The organism is Pseudomonas sp. CROZ-RG-20F-R04-15 (genome assembly GCF_022662375.1).
Classification (GTDB): domain Bacteria; phylum Pseudomonadota; class Gammaproteobacteria; order Pseudomonadales; family Pseudomonadaceae; genus Aquipseudomonas.
On record NZ_JAKNQL010000003.1, the window covers coordinates 287,302 to 300,896 of the forward strand.

Here is a 13,595-nt window from a genome sequence, read left to right on the forward strand (position 1 = left end):
AAAGCACTTAACACCTGGTGAAGCCGGAAATAGCCCCAAGAGGATTTCAACATGCCGGTTCCCAGTGAAATGAATTTTGTTCTGACCGAAAAAAAACCAGAAAAGGATCGCAGCAGAGCGGCCGCTACCCCAGAAACAGACCGCGCTGACTACGACCTGATTTTTGATTTTCTGGAGAACAAACAGAAGTTCGAGCCCGCGCTCAGTCGACTCTCCGCATTGATGTGGAGCCACTATCGCATGTTCACCCTGCAGACCGATGTGACACCTGGAAAGGCGAAACCGCCTGGGAACCTGTTCACTCGGGCATTGAGCCTGGTGGCCCACCAGTACCAGTTCACTTTCCAGCAGGGACTGGTTGCCGAGACTGACTTCAATACAGTCCCACTGTCGGTAAAACTCACCGAGTCCGATCCGTATATCGGTTATCTGATAAGACACAAAATATTCTGGAAAGACGTCATTGCCACGGATCATGGTGAGCATAGCCACAGTTTGCAGTGGCTGGTACTGGCCAGAGAGTTGACAGGAAAAACCACGTCGCCTATTGCAGAACTCTACGCAAGATCGGTGGACTACTACAGTTGGGTCGACAAAAAATTCGGCATTAATCTTTGGCAACTATTGGTCGATTGTTTTCCGTTAGATGGCGGCGGCGCAAGAGGTGATGTTCTGACAACTGACACCTATCGCTCGCCTAATAACGTGACACGCCATTTGCTGGGGTACTCAAAAAAACTCGCTCCGCTCAAAGGTCATTTCATTTCTGACTATCTGAGCCGTCGCTATAAACATCGAAACTGGGTCGTTTTAAAACCCAACAGTGGTGGTGCCGCGACTGTCGATTTTAAAAAGATCACTGCCCCCGAACTGACTCCCGACTGGGCCCGTGGCACCACGAAGTTCAGTGAGGCACGATTGAAAAGATCCGCAGTGGCACATGACAACCCTTTCAGTGACCGATCAAAAATTGCTGTCAATTATCACCAGGCTCCAGGTTTCATTTACATGAACGAAAAAACCGGGGGCAGCGAGTGACGCGTTCCACCGACAGCAACACCAGCCTGTCCCTCTCCGCGACTTCATTGTCGGCGCTTTATCCCGAATCGCTATCCGGTGAAGAAGCCCTCAATGCACTCGGTTCGCAAACCCTCGGCGGCCTCAATGACGGTGCGTCCCTGACCTTGACCAGCGCCGTCGCCACACACGTCACCACGACGTTTCACAACGACGCGCAACTGCGCCCGTTCGATGCGCTGGTCGCCGAGATCCGCCAGTTGCCTGCCGACGCCACGGCCGAGCGCTATCAACTGGTACTAAGACCCTGGCTCTGGTGGCTGACGCTGGCGAGTAATAACCGCGTGTTCCAGAACCTCGCCACCTCGGACATCGTCACGACGATTTTCAAGGCCCATGGCTTCAGCGATTTCAAGCTGTCGCTGACCGGCAGTTACACCCCGCGTGATTACTGCGTTCAGTACGGCGAGACCGATTTCGCCTTCGTCTCACGGCTGCTGGAGGAAGAAGGCATCTTCTGGTTTTTCACCCATGACGCCGGTAAGCACACGCTAGTGCTCGGCGACAGCAACGACGCCTTCGTACAAATGCCCAACGGGCCGACGGTCAAGTACCTGGGCCAGGGATTGGGCGAGCGTGAACTGCATGGGATCCGCTCCGGGCAGGTGTGTCTGCAAGCGGTAGCCGGGGTCTATCGGGCGACGGATTATGAGTTCACCACACCGACCACCTCACTGTACGGGCAGGCTGAAGCGGTGGCCGGGCCGCTGTCGATGTACGAGCATCCGGGCGGTTATACCGCCAAGGCACGCGGCGATACATTGACCAAGCAGCGGGTTGACGGCTTGCGCAGCGAGGAGAAACGCTTTGTCGGTGAAAGCGACTGCCGCTGGCTGATTCCCGGCCACTGGTTCACCCTCGACGAGCATGACGATGCGAGCCTGAACATCGATTGGGTGGTGACGCGAGTCACCCATGACGCCAGCCACGAAGGTTATCGCAACCGCTTCGAAGCGATCCCCAAAGCCACGCCATTCCGTCCACAACGTCTCACGCCAAAACCGCGCATGCACCCGCAGACTGCAATTGTCGTCGGTAAATCTGGCGAGGAAATCTGGACCGATGAGTACGGGCGGATCAAGTTGCAGTTCCCTTGGGATCGCGACGGCAAGAATGACGAAACCAGTTCCTGCTGGGTGCGTGTGGTGCTGCCGTGGAGCGGTAAGGGCTTCGGCATGCAGTTCATTCCGCGCATCGGTCAGGAGGTCATCGTTACGTTTATCGACGGTGATCCGGATCGGCCGCTGGTGACCGGTTGCGTCTACAACGGCGACAACGCCCTGCCCTATGCCTTGCCAGCCAATCAGACGCAATCGGGGATCAAGACCCAATCGTCCAAGGGCGGTGGCGGTTTCAACGAACTGCGCTTCGAGGACAAGAAGGACGCGGAAGAAGTGTTTTTGCAGGCGCAGAAGGATCTGAATATCAACGTGCTCAACGACACCACGGCCACCGTCGGTCACGATGAAACGCTCACAGTGCAGAACGCCCGCACCCGCACGGTGAAGGACGGCGACGAGACCGTGACGCTGGAGAAAGGCAAACGCAGCGTGACGATCCAGACCGGCAGCGACTGCCTCGATGTGAAGGACACGCGCACGGTCAAGGTTGGCGCCGACCAGAATCACAGCACCGGTGGTAACTACACCGACAAGGTCAGCGGCGATTACAGCCTGACGGTGGATGGCAACCTGACGATCAAGGTCAGCGGCACCTTGACCCTGCAAAGTGGCGGCAGCTTCACGATCAAGAGCGGCGCCGATCTGGCGACGTCCGCCAGCACCTCGATCACGCACAAGGCCGGCACCGCATTGACCAATCAGGCCGGCACGTCTCTGGACAACAAGGCCGGAACAACCCTGACCAACGACGCCGGCATCAGCCTGACCAACAAGGGCGCAGCCTCGCAGACCGTGGATGGCGGCGGCATGCTGACCATCAAGGGTGGTCTGGTGCAGGTCAACTGACAAGGAGCAGCCATGGCGATTACACCGCTGGATCTGCAGCAGGACGACAAGCAAATCAAGGGGCGCTTGCAGGACGGTCAGCTAGAGGGGCCGTTGAACATCAAGGATGACGGGCGCAAACAGGCGGACCTGAATTACAGCCAGGGCGAACTGCAAGGTACATCGCTGCTTTATCACCCCAACGGCAAGGTCTCGGCGCAGATGCCGTTTGTGCGCGACAAGTTGCAAGGGGTCGCCAGTTTTTATGCGCCTGAGGGTTTTCTGCAGCGCAAGGCGACGTATCGGCGCGGGTTGCTGCACGGCGAAGCGTTGAATTACTTCCCGGATGGGCAAGTGGCGGAGGCGGAGTTTTATCGCGATGGCGTGCGAGAGGGGCGTTATCAGCGCTTTCATCCCAATGGGAAACCGGCGCTGGAGGCGCGCTATGTGAATGGCCAACTGCTGGAGCCGGAGCAAGGTTTTGCCGAGGATGGGCGGCCGTTGGGGGCGGATGGCAAACCGATTTCGCGGGTGCGCTGGTGGTATCGGCAGTGGGCGGATCCGCAGCAGGTCTGAGAACCTTGAAGAGCCCCTCACCCTAGCCCTCTCCCATAGGGAGAGGGGACCGATTGTGGGAGATTGAAGAGGTTCGCCGACGTGAAAGATATGCAGTGAATCCAAAATCAACTCGGTTCGATGCGCAGAGCTGATAATCGACTCGGTCGTTCAGGTCGATGTACAGCGCAAGACACCTCGGTCGGCCCCCTCTCCCTCCGGGAGAGGGCTGGGGTGAGGGTTCAGCGGTTCAGGGAATCAGCATCTGCATCTGCCCCGGCACGACAATCTTGATCACCCCCGCCCAGTTGCACATCAACGTCGAGTTGGCATCGATCGCCGGCATCCCGCCCAACAATAACGTCGGCGCGCCACCGGGGATCCACGGCGTCGCCGTCGCCGGAATGCACGGCATCGGCGTCAACACCCCCAACGCCGCAGCGGTGGCCGCGGCGACCATCGGATTAGCCATGCTCATGCACACCCCGAACGGCAGGATATTGACCAGCGGAATGTGATCCATGATGTTCGCCGCCGGCATCCCGCCGGTCAGCGTGCGGTTAACCGGCAACACATTGAGCATCGACGGCGCGGCGCCGAAGCTGCATTGCAACGTGGCCGTGGCACAGACTTGCGGACAGCCCATTTCAACGCTCCTTTGCGACCATGGCATACCTGCTAAACCTTAGTCTGCCGCAGCCCGTCGCGCACATTCCCAAAGGTGATTATCCGGCAACACGCTAACCTATAAGACCGACCCGCGCTTGTGACCGCCCGAGCGCCCCATTAGATTAGCCAATGATGTCTGGCCTCCAAAATAAGCAGAAGGGATAAGCATGGCGCTTACTGACCAGTCCACCCGTATCCGCTCTGGCGAAGAACTCGATGCCAGCCTGATCGATCCGTACCTCAAGGCGCACATTCCGGGCCTCAGCGGCACACCTGCGATCAGCCAGTTCCCCGGCGGTGCGTCGAACCTGACCTACCTGCTGGAATACCCGGAACAGGAATTCGTCCTGCGCCGCCCGCCGTTCGGCCACAAGGCCAAATCCGCCCACGACATGGGCCGTGAATTTCGTATCCTCAATCAATTGCGCGACGGTTTCCCGTATTGCCCGAAAGCCTACGTGCACTGCACCGACGAATCGGTAATCGGCGCCGAGTTCTATGTGATGGAACGGGTCAACGGCATCATCCTGCGCTCGGAACTGCCGCCGGAGCTGGGCCTCGATTCGGCAAAAACCGAAGCGTTGTGCAAAAGCTTCATCGACCGCTTCGTAGAACTGCACCGCGTTGACTACAACGCCTGCGGCCTCGGCGATCTGGGCAAACCGCAAGGCTATGTCGCCCGCCAGATCAAAGGCTGGAGCGAGCGTTACGAGAAAGCCCTGACCCCCGATGCGCCACACTGGGAAAAGGTCAAAGCCTGGCTCAACGACAAAATGCCGGCCGACCACCCGACGTCGAGCATCGTCCACAACGACTACCGTTTCGACAACGTCATCCTCGACCCGCACAACCCGATGCAGATCATCGGCGTGCTCGACTGGGAACTGACCACCCTCGGTGACCCGCTGATGGACCTGGGCAACACCCTCGCCTATTGGATTCAGGCCGATGACCCGGCGCCGGTGCAACTGATGCGCCGCCAGCCAAGCCACGCGCCGGGCATGCTCACCCGCCGCGAATTCGTCGATTACTACGCCGAACGCTCGGGCATCCAGATCGACAATTTCGACTTCTACTACACCTACGGCCTGTTCCGCCTGGCCGGCATCGTGCAGCAGATCTACTACCGCTTCTATCACGGCCAGACCCAGGACAAACGCTTCGCGCAGTTCATTCACATGAACAAACTGCTGGAGCAGATGAGCCTGCAAGTCATCGCGAAATCGAGCCTCTGACGGCCCACACCAAGGAACCCCTATGTCCAAGACTCAGTTGTTCGACCTCGACGGCAAAATCGCTTTCGTTTCCGGCGCCAGCCGCGGCATCGGTGAAGCCATCGCCAAACTGCTGGCCCAGCAAGGTGCCCATGTGATCGTCTCGAGCCGCAAACTCGACGGCTGCCAGCATGTCGCCGACGCGATCATCGCCGCTGGCGGCAAAGCCACTGCGGTGGCCTGCCACATCGGTGAGATGGAGCAGATCAGCCAGGTCTTCGCCGGGATCAAGGAACAGTTCGGCCGCCTCGACATTCTGGTCAACAACGCCGCGACCAATCCGCAATTCTGCAACGTGCTGGATACTGACCTGAGCGCGTTCCAGAAGACCGTCGACGTCAACATTCGCGGCTACTTCTTCATGTCGGTTGAAGCGGGCAAGCTGATGCGCGAAAACGGTGGCGGCAGCATCATCAACGTCGCATCGATCAACGGTATTTCGCCAGGGATTTTCCAGGGCATCTACTCGGTGACCAAAGCGGCGGTGATCAACATGACCAAGGTGTTTGCCAAGGAATGCGCGCAGTTCGGCATCCGCTGCAACGCCCTGCTGCCGGGCCTGACCGACACCAAATTCGCTTCAGCACTGGTGAAGAACGATGCGATCCTCAAGCAAGCACTGACGCAGATTCCGCTCAAGCGTGTGGCGGATCCGAGTGAAATGGCTGGCGCAGTGTTGTACCTGGCCAGTGATGCGTCGAGCTACACCACGGGCGTTGCGCTGAATGTGGATGGCGGGTTCCTGTCCTGATACCCACTGCTAACGCATAACCCCTTGTGGGAGCGAGCCTGCTCGCGAATGCGGTATGCCATTCAACAAATATGTTGGCTGACATGGCCCCTTCGCGAGCAAGCTCGCTCCCACAGGAATTGTGTATCAGACAATGACTTTCGGTAGTTGCCAGCCGAAATGCACCGAAAGCAATCGCAGGATCAAACACGCCGCCCCGGCCAACAGCGCCGCCGCCACCGGCGAAACACCCAGCCTGCGCCCGACGATCAACACCGCCGCGCCAACAAACGCCGAACTGGCATACAGATCCGCCTGCAACACTACCGGAATCCGCGCCAGCACAATGTCGCGAATCACCCCGCCGCCAACGCCCGTGATCGTGCCCATCAACATCGCCACAAACGGCGTGATGCCGAAATTCAACGCCTTCTGCGCACCCGCCACGGCAAACAGCGCCAGGCCCGCTGCATCCAGCACAATCAGCGTCGATCCAGACCAGCCCAACACTTGTTCATGAAAGACAAACGCCAGCCCACCCATGACAAACGCCAGCGCCGGGTAACGCCAATCGGCCACGGCATTGGGTGGCGTCGCACCAATCAAAAGATCACGGGTGACCCCGCCGCCGAGGGCGACAATGAACGCAATCACCATCACCCCGAGCAGATCGAGCTGACTGCGCATCGCCGCAATCGCACCCTCGACAGCAAACACCGCCGTGCCGGCGAGGTCGGCCACCAGCACAATCCGCTCAACCCGGGACTTGCGCCCCGCCGGTGCTATTGCGTGACGCAACGGGTGGTCGTGATGTGTCGAGTGACCTGCCCATCGACATACATGTCACCGGCGACCTCAGTATTTTCGAGGACCTGACATGTACGTTCCGGTGGCGGAGGCGGTGCAGCAGGTGGAGGCGGCGGCGGACTGGCACACCCCGCCAGCAAAACGGTAAAAAAAGCCAACGGCAACACGCGTTTCCCAGGATTGTTCATAGGACGACCCGCGATAAATGGAAGAGCCACTCCCGCAACCGAACCGACCACGGAAGACCTGACCACTCATTCTTTATAGCCGAGCGCTCTGCAAGCGCCAGTGAATCGGCCGGATCGGGAGAAAGTGGCTGTCGATTTTGCGTTCGGATTCGAGAGGATTGGCAACTTGAAATGTGCTTTGCCAGACAGGGCCCCTTCGCGAGCAAGCTCGCTCCCACAGGGATCATGTATATCTGGAAGATATTGGTCGGCTGTCAGGCCGCCTTCGCGAGCAGGCTCGCTCCTACAGAAAAGCAAAAGCAAACCGCATCCGCTTCTCACCACTCAACAGGATGAGCGTTAGCTCGGCTGCAGCTCTTGATCTTAAAGCCCGTCGGCAGGCTGAGTGGAGGGATTGATCCGGGGTGGGAGCGCAGCGACCGTTTGGCGCAGCCAAACACAGCGAGAGGAGGTGCAGCGAAGCAAACCGTAGGCGCTGCCCCCGGATCGATCCCGGAACGAAGGAACCCGAGCCACAGCGAGGGCCGAACGTCAGGGCAAAGCCTTTTTGGTTACTTTTTCGGCGTCTGGAAAAAGTGACCCGCCGTAAGGGCGGAACCGTAATCCGCAACACCCTAAAAACGGATATACACCCAAACCCAAACCCAAACCCAACCCCTAAACCAAATCCGGATCCCGAGAAGAACGCAAAGAGTTGCTCTCAAGCTCATACCGCAACTCTTCAACCAACGCCTCGACCGACTCAGCCGTACGCAACGCATCAAGCTTCAACCCACTGATCACCAGATCCACCTGCCCCGACACCGGGTGATACAGCTTCACCGTCAGCGAATGATCACCATCCACCAGACACTCACACGCCAGCGGCGAAAAACTACGCTCAAGCTGCGCGCGCAACTGCGCAAGATTCATCATTGCGGCTGTTCCTTTAACAACTTCGAAGGGACGCGACCACAAACCTCAAAAGGCTCGCACCGCACCCCACCAGACTAAGAACAGTCACCCGGCATCAACACACCAAATTGCACCATGCGCACTAGTGCATTTGCACCCCTATCGCTGCCCCTTGCCCTCCGCGCCACCGGAAAACAACCCACGCTCCCGCGCCCAGACAATCGCCTCACTGCGGCTGTGCACATCAAGCTTGGAATACACCGTCGCCACATGATTACGCACCGTATTCGGCGCCAGTTTCAGCCGCGCCGCAATCTCCTTGTCCGCCAGCCCTTCGCAGATCAACCCCAGCACATCACGCTCGCGCGCCGTCAGATCGGTGAACGACACGCTGGGCAATTGCGGCGAATTGACCTTCTTCACATTGGCCAGTTTCTCGATCAGCGTGCGACTGAACCAGGAAGCGTCCTTCATCACCTCTTCAATCGCCGCCACCAGCTCAAGCTCGGTGCGTTTGCGCTCGGTGATGTCCATCAACACCAGCAAATAACACGGCATGTCATGAATATTCACGGTGTCGGCCGACAGCGCACATTCGAGCAGTTCCGCATCCTTCTTGCGCACCCGCACATCCACCCGATCCACCCGACCGTTTTTCGCCAGAGCGGTCAGCAAGCGCGTGCGCGCACCGCTGTCATCGATGAAATCCAGCTGCGTCACGGTTTTGCCGAGCACGTCTTCGCTGTCGTAGGCCAGGGTTTCGAGGAACGCCTGATTGACGTCGATCACCTGCTGCTCATCGGCACTGCAAATCAGGATCGGCATCGGCGTCAGGCGAAAGGCCTTGGCAAATCGCTCCTCGCTCTGACGCAACGCCACCTCGGCCCTGTGCCTCGGTTCCATGTCGACGAAGGAAAACAGCATGCAATCCTCATCGTTGAGCGTCAGCGGCTGGCCGGCCACGATCACTTGCTTGCTGCCGCCATCAGGCAGACGCAATTCAGACTGCATCTGCGGAATGGTCGCGATATCGCGCAGACGCTGAATCGCCAGATCCCTTTTCTCCGCCTGCTCAAAGATGTCGATCTCATAGGCCGAGGTGCCGATCACTTGTTCGCGGGTGTACCCGGTCATGTCCAGAAACCCCGAATTGACCTTGATGTAGCGCAGATCGCTGAGACGGCAGATCACCGCCGGCGCCGGGTTGGCATTGAAGGTCTTTTCGAAGCGCTGCTCGGCGTTGGCCCAGTCGGTGACGTCGCTCATGATCAGCACCAGCGACTCGGGCTGCCCTTCGCGATCGGTGAGAATCATGCTGCGCACGCTGTGCACCCAGATGCGCTCCGGATCATCGGTCGGCGACACTTCGATCAGCACGTCATTGAAACTCTCACAGCGCGCTACCCGGCTGATCGGGTAGTTTTCGGCGCTGATCGAGTGATTATTGCGATAGCGCAGGTTGAATTTCTTGGCGTATTCGTCGGCATTGTGGCCCAGATCGGTGATCCGGCTGACACCGTGCATGGCCATCGCGGCTTCGTTGGCCCAGAGAATGCTCTGATCCAGCTCCAGCAGAATCACCCCGTCGGACAGCCCGGCGATGATCTGCTGCAACTGGCGGCGGTTGGTTTCGGTGGTCAGGACTTCCTGGCTCATTGGATCTCCACAAGTGATACGCCCATGTGAAGAGTACGACCGCAGCGCCCTCGGATCGTGCCGACTACTTCTACCCGATCACCATTCCCCTGTGGGAGCGAGCCTGCTCGCGAAGGCGGTGTGTCATTCGAAGCAGATGCCGACTGACACTGCGCTTTCGCGAGCAGGCTCGCTCCCACAGGGATAACGTGATCAACCGGGGGATGGGGTTTTCAACTCACGCAGGGTGTCGAGAAACAGTTTGAGCACTGGCGAAGCATCATCCGCGCGATAGGTGGCATACAACGGCACCTCCGGCAACGCCGGCGTCAACCGCCGAAACACCAGCCCCGCCGGCGCCAATTGCTCAATGGACGCCGGTAACAGCGCCACGCCAAAACCGGCTCGCACCAGACTCAGCAAGGTCTGCACCTCAATCACCTGCTGACGAATCTGCGGGGTGAACCCGGCCTGAATGCAGCACTGATAGAGAAAATTGGCGAACCGCGACTGCTTCAACTCCAGCGCCACAAACGGCTCCTGCGCCAGATCCGCCGGGGCCAGCACCTCGCGCTGCGCCAGTGGGTGATCCGCCGGCATCACCACATGAATCGGCTCGTAGATCAGCAATTCATTGCGCAACAGCGGATCGTCATAACCGACGCGAAACACGCAGGCATCGATACGCTTCTCCTTCAACGCCTTGACCTGTGCCGCCGGGGTCATCTCGTGCAAGCGCCAATTGACCTGCGGATAGCGCTCGCGAAACAGGTGCAAGGCCTTGGGCAGCACGCCGACCATCACCGAACTGATCATGCCGATTTCCAGCTCGCCCAATTGCCCGCGCCCGGTCTGCCGCGTCAGGTCCAGCGCCCGTTCGAGCTGTTCGAACACCAGCGGTGCCTGCTCCTTGAGCATCTGCCCCGCCGCTGTCAGTTCGACCCGATGATGGCTGCGCTCGAACAGCGGTGTGCCCAGTTCCTCCTCCAGCAAACGAATCTGCTGGCTCAGCGGTGGCTGGCAGATATGCAAGCGCTCGGCGGCGCGACCGAAATGCAGCTCATCGGCCAGTGCCATGAAGTACCGCAGCAGGCGCAAGTCCATGGCGATTTATCCCAGGCTCAATGGTGTCGAACGCTGGCGCACGCCGGTCAGCGCGAACAGCGCGTTGGCGATGGCCGGCGGCACCGACGGACTGCCCAACTCGCCAACGCCACCGGGTTTGCTCGGCTCACCGTCGAGCACGAGGATGTCGGTGGCCGGCATGTCCGACATGCGCGTAACGCGGTAATCGTGGAAATTGCTCTGCACCACTCTGCCCTGTTTGATGTCGAGCCGGTCGAACAACGCATGGCCGAAACCCCACATCAAACCGCCGTAGATCTGCTCTTCAACACCGCCCGGCGACACCGCCAAACCGCAATCGACGACGCAGGTGAGTTTCTCGACTTTCGCCTTGCCATCGACTGTCGCCACCCGCGCAACCACCGCGATAAAACTGGTGTAACCCTGATTCGTCGCGATCCCCAGCGCCGTGCCGGGTGGCAGCGGTTTACCCCAACCGGCGCGCTCGGCAGCTTGCTTGAGCACCGCCACATGGCGAGGCCTTTCCTGCATATTGGCCAAGCGGAATGCCAATGGATCTGCACCGGCGGCATGCGCCAGCTCATCCATGAAACTTTCCACGGCAAACACGTTGGGAATGAAACTGACCGAACGATACCAACCGCTGGGCACGTTGCTTTCGTGCTTGACCCAGTTCAGCTCCAGATGCGGCGGACGGTAGGCGAAGTCCCACGCCGTGATCGCTTCGGTGGTGCTGTAATCCATCTTGTCCGGGCGTTCGAAATAGCCCGGCTCCCACTGTTCCGGCGAGGCTGGCGATACGGCGTGCAGTTGCAGCGCGCTGAGTTTGCCTTGAGCATCCAGCGCACCTTTGACCCGATGCAGAGTCGCCGGGTGATTGAACAGTGCGTGCATTTCATCTTCGCGGCTGTTGAGCAATTTCACCGGCACGCCGGTTTTCTGCGCCAGGTACGCGACCTCGAACAACCAGTATTTGGCCTCCCGCGCACCGAAACTGCCGCCAGATACCAACTCATGAATGGTGACGTTAGCCTTGTCGATGCCGCACACGGTTTGCGCCGCTTCCAGCGCCGAGGACGGCACCTGCACGCCGCCCCAATAGGTGATTGCCTTGTCCTTGACCTGCGCGGTGATGCAGATCGGTTCCAGCGGGTTTTGCACTTTGTAGGGCATGGTGTAATCGGCTTCGATCAACTTCGCCGCGCCCGCCCATTGCCCGGCGACATCACCTTGGGTCATGGCTTTGACGGCTTGTGCTTGCGGATCGCCGATCGCCTTGGCTTGCGCGCCGGCCAACTGTTCACTGTCGAACCCGGCCAGCGCCGAATCGCTCCACTTGATCTCCAGCACTTTGCGGCCCTGCTGCGCTGCCCAGAACGTATCCGCCAGCACTGCAACGCCTTCCAGATTGCCGCCGAGCACGTCGGGACGTCCCGGAATCGCCAGCACTTTGCGCACCCCCGGCACCTGTAAAGCCGCCGCCGAATCGACACTGAGCACTTTCGCTCCCACCACCGGCGCACGCTGAATCACCGCCACCAGCATGTCCGGCAATTGCACGTCGATGCTGTACTTGAAGCGCCCACACACCTTGGCCGCCGCATCACGTTTGTGGCGCAGTTTGCCGATGTATTTGAACTGCGCGGGATCCTTCAGCGTGACGTTTGTCGGGGCGGGCAGATTCGCCGCGACGCCGACCAGTTCGCCATAGCCGAGGCTGCGTTTGCTGGCGCTGTGAACCACTCGGCCGTCTTCGGTGGTGCAACTGTCGGGACTGACTTTCCACTGCTTCGCCGCTGCCGTGATCAACAGCGCCCGCGCTGTGGCACCGGCCATGCGCAAGCGTTCGTATTCGAGGGAAACGCTGGTGCTGCCGCCAGTGGAAAACACCTTCCAGACCGGATGAATGTAGGTCTCGAAAAACGGATCTTCCGGGGTGATGACCTGCACGGTCATCGGGTTGACGTCCAACTCCTCCGCCACGCACGCGGCCAGTGCGGTTTGCGTGCCGGTGCCGGAGTCGTGCTTGTGCACCACCAGTTTCACCGTGCCGTCGGGGAAGATCCGCACCCAGGCATTCGGTTCGAACTCGTTGGCCGGCGCCGGGGCTTTTGGGTCAGTGGCCGCCATGCCGCCCGGCAGATACAGGGCAATCGCCAGGCCTGAAGCCACCGTCGCTGCCTGCTTGAGAAAAACCCGGCGCGGCAGTTCGATGCGGGTATCGTCGATAAGGCTCATCAGGCCTCCTTCGGCGCATTCGCCGCACGTTTGATCGCTTTGTTGATGCGCCCGTAAGTGCCGCAGCGGCAGATATTCCCGGACATGGCATTGCGGATCGAATCGTCGGTCACCGCCGCGCCGGTGTTGAGCAACGCGGCGGCGGACATGATCTGCCCGGATTGACAGTAGCCGCATTGCGGCACATCTTCGGCGACCCAGGCCAGTTGCAACGGATGGTTTTGCGTTGGCGACAAGCCTTCGATGGTGGTGATGCTGTGGCCCGCGACGGCGGCCGCCGGCAATTGGCAGGAACGCACCGCGACGCCGTCCAGGTGCACGGTGCAGGCACCGCACAGGCCCATGCCGCAACCGAACTTGGTGCCGGTGAGTTTCAGTTGATCACGCAAAACCCATAACAAGGGCATGGAGGAGGACGCCTCATCCAGCTCGCGTCGTTCGCCGTTAACCGTGAATGCAATCATTGTCAGGCTCCAAAAGAGCGGCCCGTCTTTGT

12 protein-coding genes and 1 pseudogene are annotated in these 13,595 nt (G+C 59.7%); 5 read left to right on the forward strand and 8 right to left on the reverse strand.

Annotation, left to right across the window (positions count from 1 at the left end; genetic code table 11):
• Positions 1-51: 51 nt before the first annotated feature.
• The 3 genes from L8H52_RS07420 to L8H52_RS07430 are packed head-to-tail and all read left to right on the forward strand — an operon-like array spanning position 52 to position 3,599.
• Positions 52-1,038: a LirA/MavJ family T4SS effector gene (locus L8H52_RS07420; protein WP_242206442.1), complete on the forward strand. Its 987-nt coding sequence runs from the start codon at positions 52-54 to the stop codon at positions 1,036-1,038.
• The gene (tssI, locus tag L8H52_RS07425; RefSeq protein WP_242206445.1) at positions 1,035-3,044 is read left to right on the forward strand and encodes a type VI secretion system tip protein VgrG; all 2,010 of its coding nucleotides are present in this window, start codon (positions 1,035-1,037) and stop codon (positions 3,042-3,044) included. The genes L8H52_RS07420 and tssI overlap by 4 nt, the downstream gene beginning before the upstream one ends.
• 12 nt (positions 3,045-3,056) lie before the next feature.
• A complete protein-coding gene (locus tag L8H52_RS07430) occupies positions 3,057-3,599 on the forward strand; it encodes a toxin-antitoxin system YwqK family antitoxin (protein WP_242206447.1) in 543 nt (180 codons plus the stop codon).
• Positions 3,600-3,828: 229 nt separating this feature from the next.
• Here the strand turns inward: L8H52_RS07430 and L8H52_RS07435 are convergent, their stop codons facing one another.
• Positions 3,829-4,224, reverse strand: a complete 396-nt coding sequence (locus L8H52_RS07435; protein ID WP_007911072.1) for a DUF4280 domain-containing protein — start codon at positions 4,222-4,224, stop codon at positions 3,829-3,831.
• Positions 4,225-4,414: 190 nt separating this feature from the next.
• Between L8H52_RS07435 and L8H52_RS07440 the strand changes: the two genes are divergently transcribed.
• Positions 4,415-5,482 (forward strand): phosphotransferase family protein, encoded by a 1,068-nt coding sequence (locus tag L8H52_RS07440; protein WP_150648404.1) that lies wholly within the window; start codon positions 4,415-4,417, stop codon positions 5,480-5,482.
• A gap of 22 nt (positions 5,483-5,504) precedes the next feature.
• Positions 5,505-6,272, forward strand: a complete 768-nt coding sequence (locus L8H52_RS07445) for an SDR family oxidoreductase (RefSeq protein ID WP_034152479.1) — start codon at positions 5,505-5,507, stop codon at positions 6,270-6,272.
• Positions 6,273-6,398: 126 nt separating this feature from the next.
• On the opposite strand, the gene L8H52_RS07450 is transcribed toward L8H52_RS07445, so the two are convergent.
• The 7 genes and pseudogenes from L8H52_RS07450 to L8H52_RS07480 all read right to left on the reverse strand — a co-directional run bounded on the left by L8H52_RS07450 (position 6,399) and on the right by L8H52_RS07480 (position 13,563).
• Positions 6,399-7,049 carry a trimeric intracellular cation channel family protein gene (locus tag L8H52_RS07450; protein WP_242206448.1) on the reverse strand — a complete coding sequence of 217 codons (651 nt, stop codon included), beginning with the start codon at positions 7,047-7,049 and terminating at the stop codon, positions 6,399-6,401.
• A gap of 854 nt (positions 7,050-7,903) precedes the next feature.
• Entirely contained in the window at positions 7,904-8,161 is a 258-nt protein-coding gene (locus L8H52_RS07455; RefSeq protein WP_242206450.1) for a DUF1652 domain-containing protein, read from the reverse strand.
• A gap of 138 nt (positions 8,162-8,299) precedes the next feature.
• Positions 8,300-9,796, reverse strand: a complete 1,497-nt coding sequence (locus L8H52_RS07460; RefSeq protein WP_242206452.1) for a helix-turn-helix transcriptional regulator — start codon at positions 9,794-9,796, stop codon at positions 8,300-8,302.
• Positions 9,797-9,885: 89 nt separating this feature from the next.
• Positions 9,886-9,981 (reverse strand): annotated as a pseudogene (locus tag L8H52_RS30495) (metal ABC transporter ATP-binding protein); the annotation flags it as partial.
• 7 nt (positions 9,982-9,988) lie between these two features.
• Positions 9,989-10,879, reverse strand: a complete 891-nt coding sequence (locus L8H52_RS07470; RefSeq protein WP_242206454.1) for a LysR substrate-binding domain-containing protein — start codon at positions 10,877-10,879, stop codon at positions 9,989-9,991.
• 6 nt (positions 10,880-10,885) lie between these two features.
• Positions 10,886-13,099 carry a molybdopterin cofactor-binding domain-containing protein gene (locus tag L8H52_RS07475; protein ID WP_242206456.1) on the reverse strand — a complete coding sequence of 738 codons (2,214 nt, stop codon included), beginning with the start codon at positions 13,097-13,099 and terminating at the stop codon, positions 10,886-10,888.
• Positions 13,099-13,563, reverse strand: coding sequence for a (2Fe-2S)-binding protein (locus L8H52_RS07480; protein WP_064119992.1), 465 nt, complete (start codon positions 13,561-13,563; stop codon positions 13,099-13,101). The genes L8H52_RS07475 and L8H52_RS07480 overlap by 1 nt, the downstream gene beginning before the upstream one ends.
• Between the last annotated feature and the right edge of the window lie 32 nt (positions 13,564-13,595).

Excerpts from the sequence above, each read along its gene's own strand:
- L8H52_RS07480 (WP_064119992.1), bottom strand. The coding sequence starts at position 13,563 with ATGATTGCATTCACGGTTAACGGCGAACGACGCGAGCTGGATGAGGCG.
- L8H52_RS07440 (WP_150648404.1), top strand. The coding sequence starts at position 4,415 with ATGGCGCTTACTGACCAGTCCACCCGTATCCGCTCTGGCGAAGAACTC.
- L8H52_RS07455 (WP_242206450.1), bottom strand. The coding sequence starts at position 8,161 with ATGATGAATCTTGCGCAGTTGCGCGCGCAGCTTGAGCGTAGTTTTTCG.
- L8H52_RS07470 (WP_242206454.1), bottom strand. The coding sequence starts at position 10,879 with ATGGACTTGCGCCTGCTGCGGTACTTCATGGCACTGGCCGATGAGCTG.
- L8H52_RS07460 (WP_242206452.1), bottom strand. The coding sequence starts at position 9,796 with ATGAGCCAGGAAGTCCTGACCACCGAAACCAACCGCCGCCAGTTGCAG.
- L8H52_RS07475 (WP_242206456.1), bottom strand. The coding sequence starts at position 13,099 with ATGAGCCTTATCGACGATACCCGCATCGAACTGCCGCGCCGGGTTTTT.
- L8H52_RS07430 (WP_242206447.1), top strand. The coding sequence starts at position 3,057 with ATGGCGATTACACCGCTGGATCTGCAGCAGGACGACAAGCAAATCAAG.
- L8H52_RS07420 (WP_242206442.1), top strand. The coding sequence starts at position 52 with ATGCCGGTTCCCAGTGAAATGAATTTTGTTCTGACCGAAAAAAAACCA.
- L8H52_RS07435 (WP_007911072.1), bottom strand. The coding sequence starts at position 4,224 with ATGGGCTGTCCGCAAGTCTGTGCCACGGCCACGTTGCAATGCAGCTTC.
- L8H52_RS07445 (WP_034152479.1), top strand. The coding sequence starts at position 5,505 with ATGTCCAAGACTCAGTTGTTCGACCTCGACGGCAAAATCGCTTTCGTT.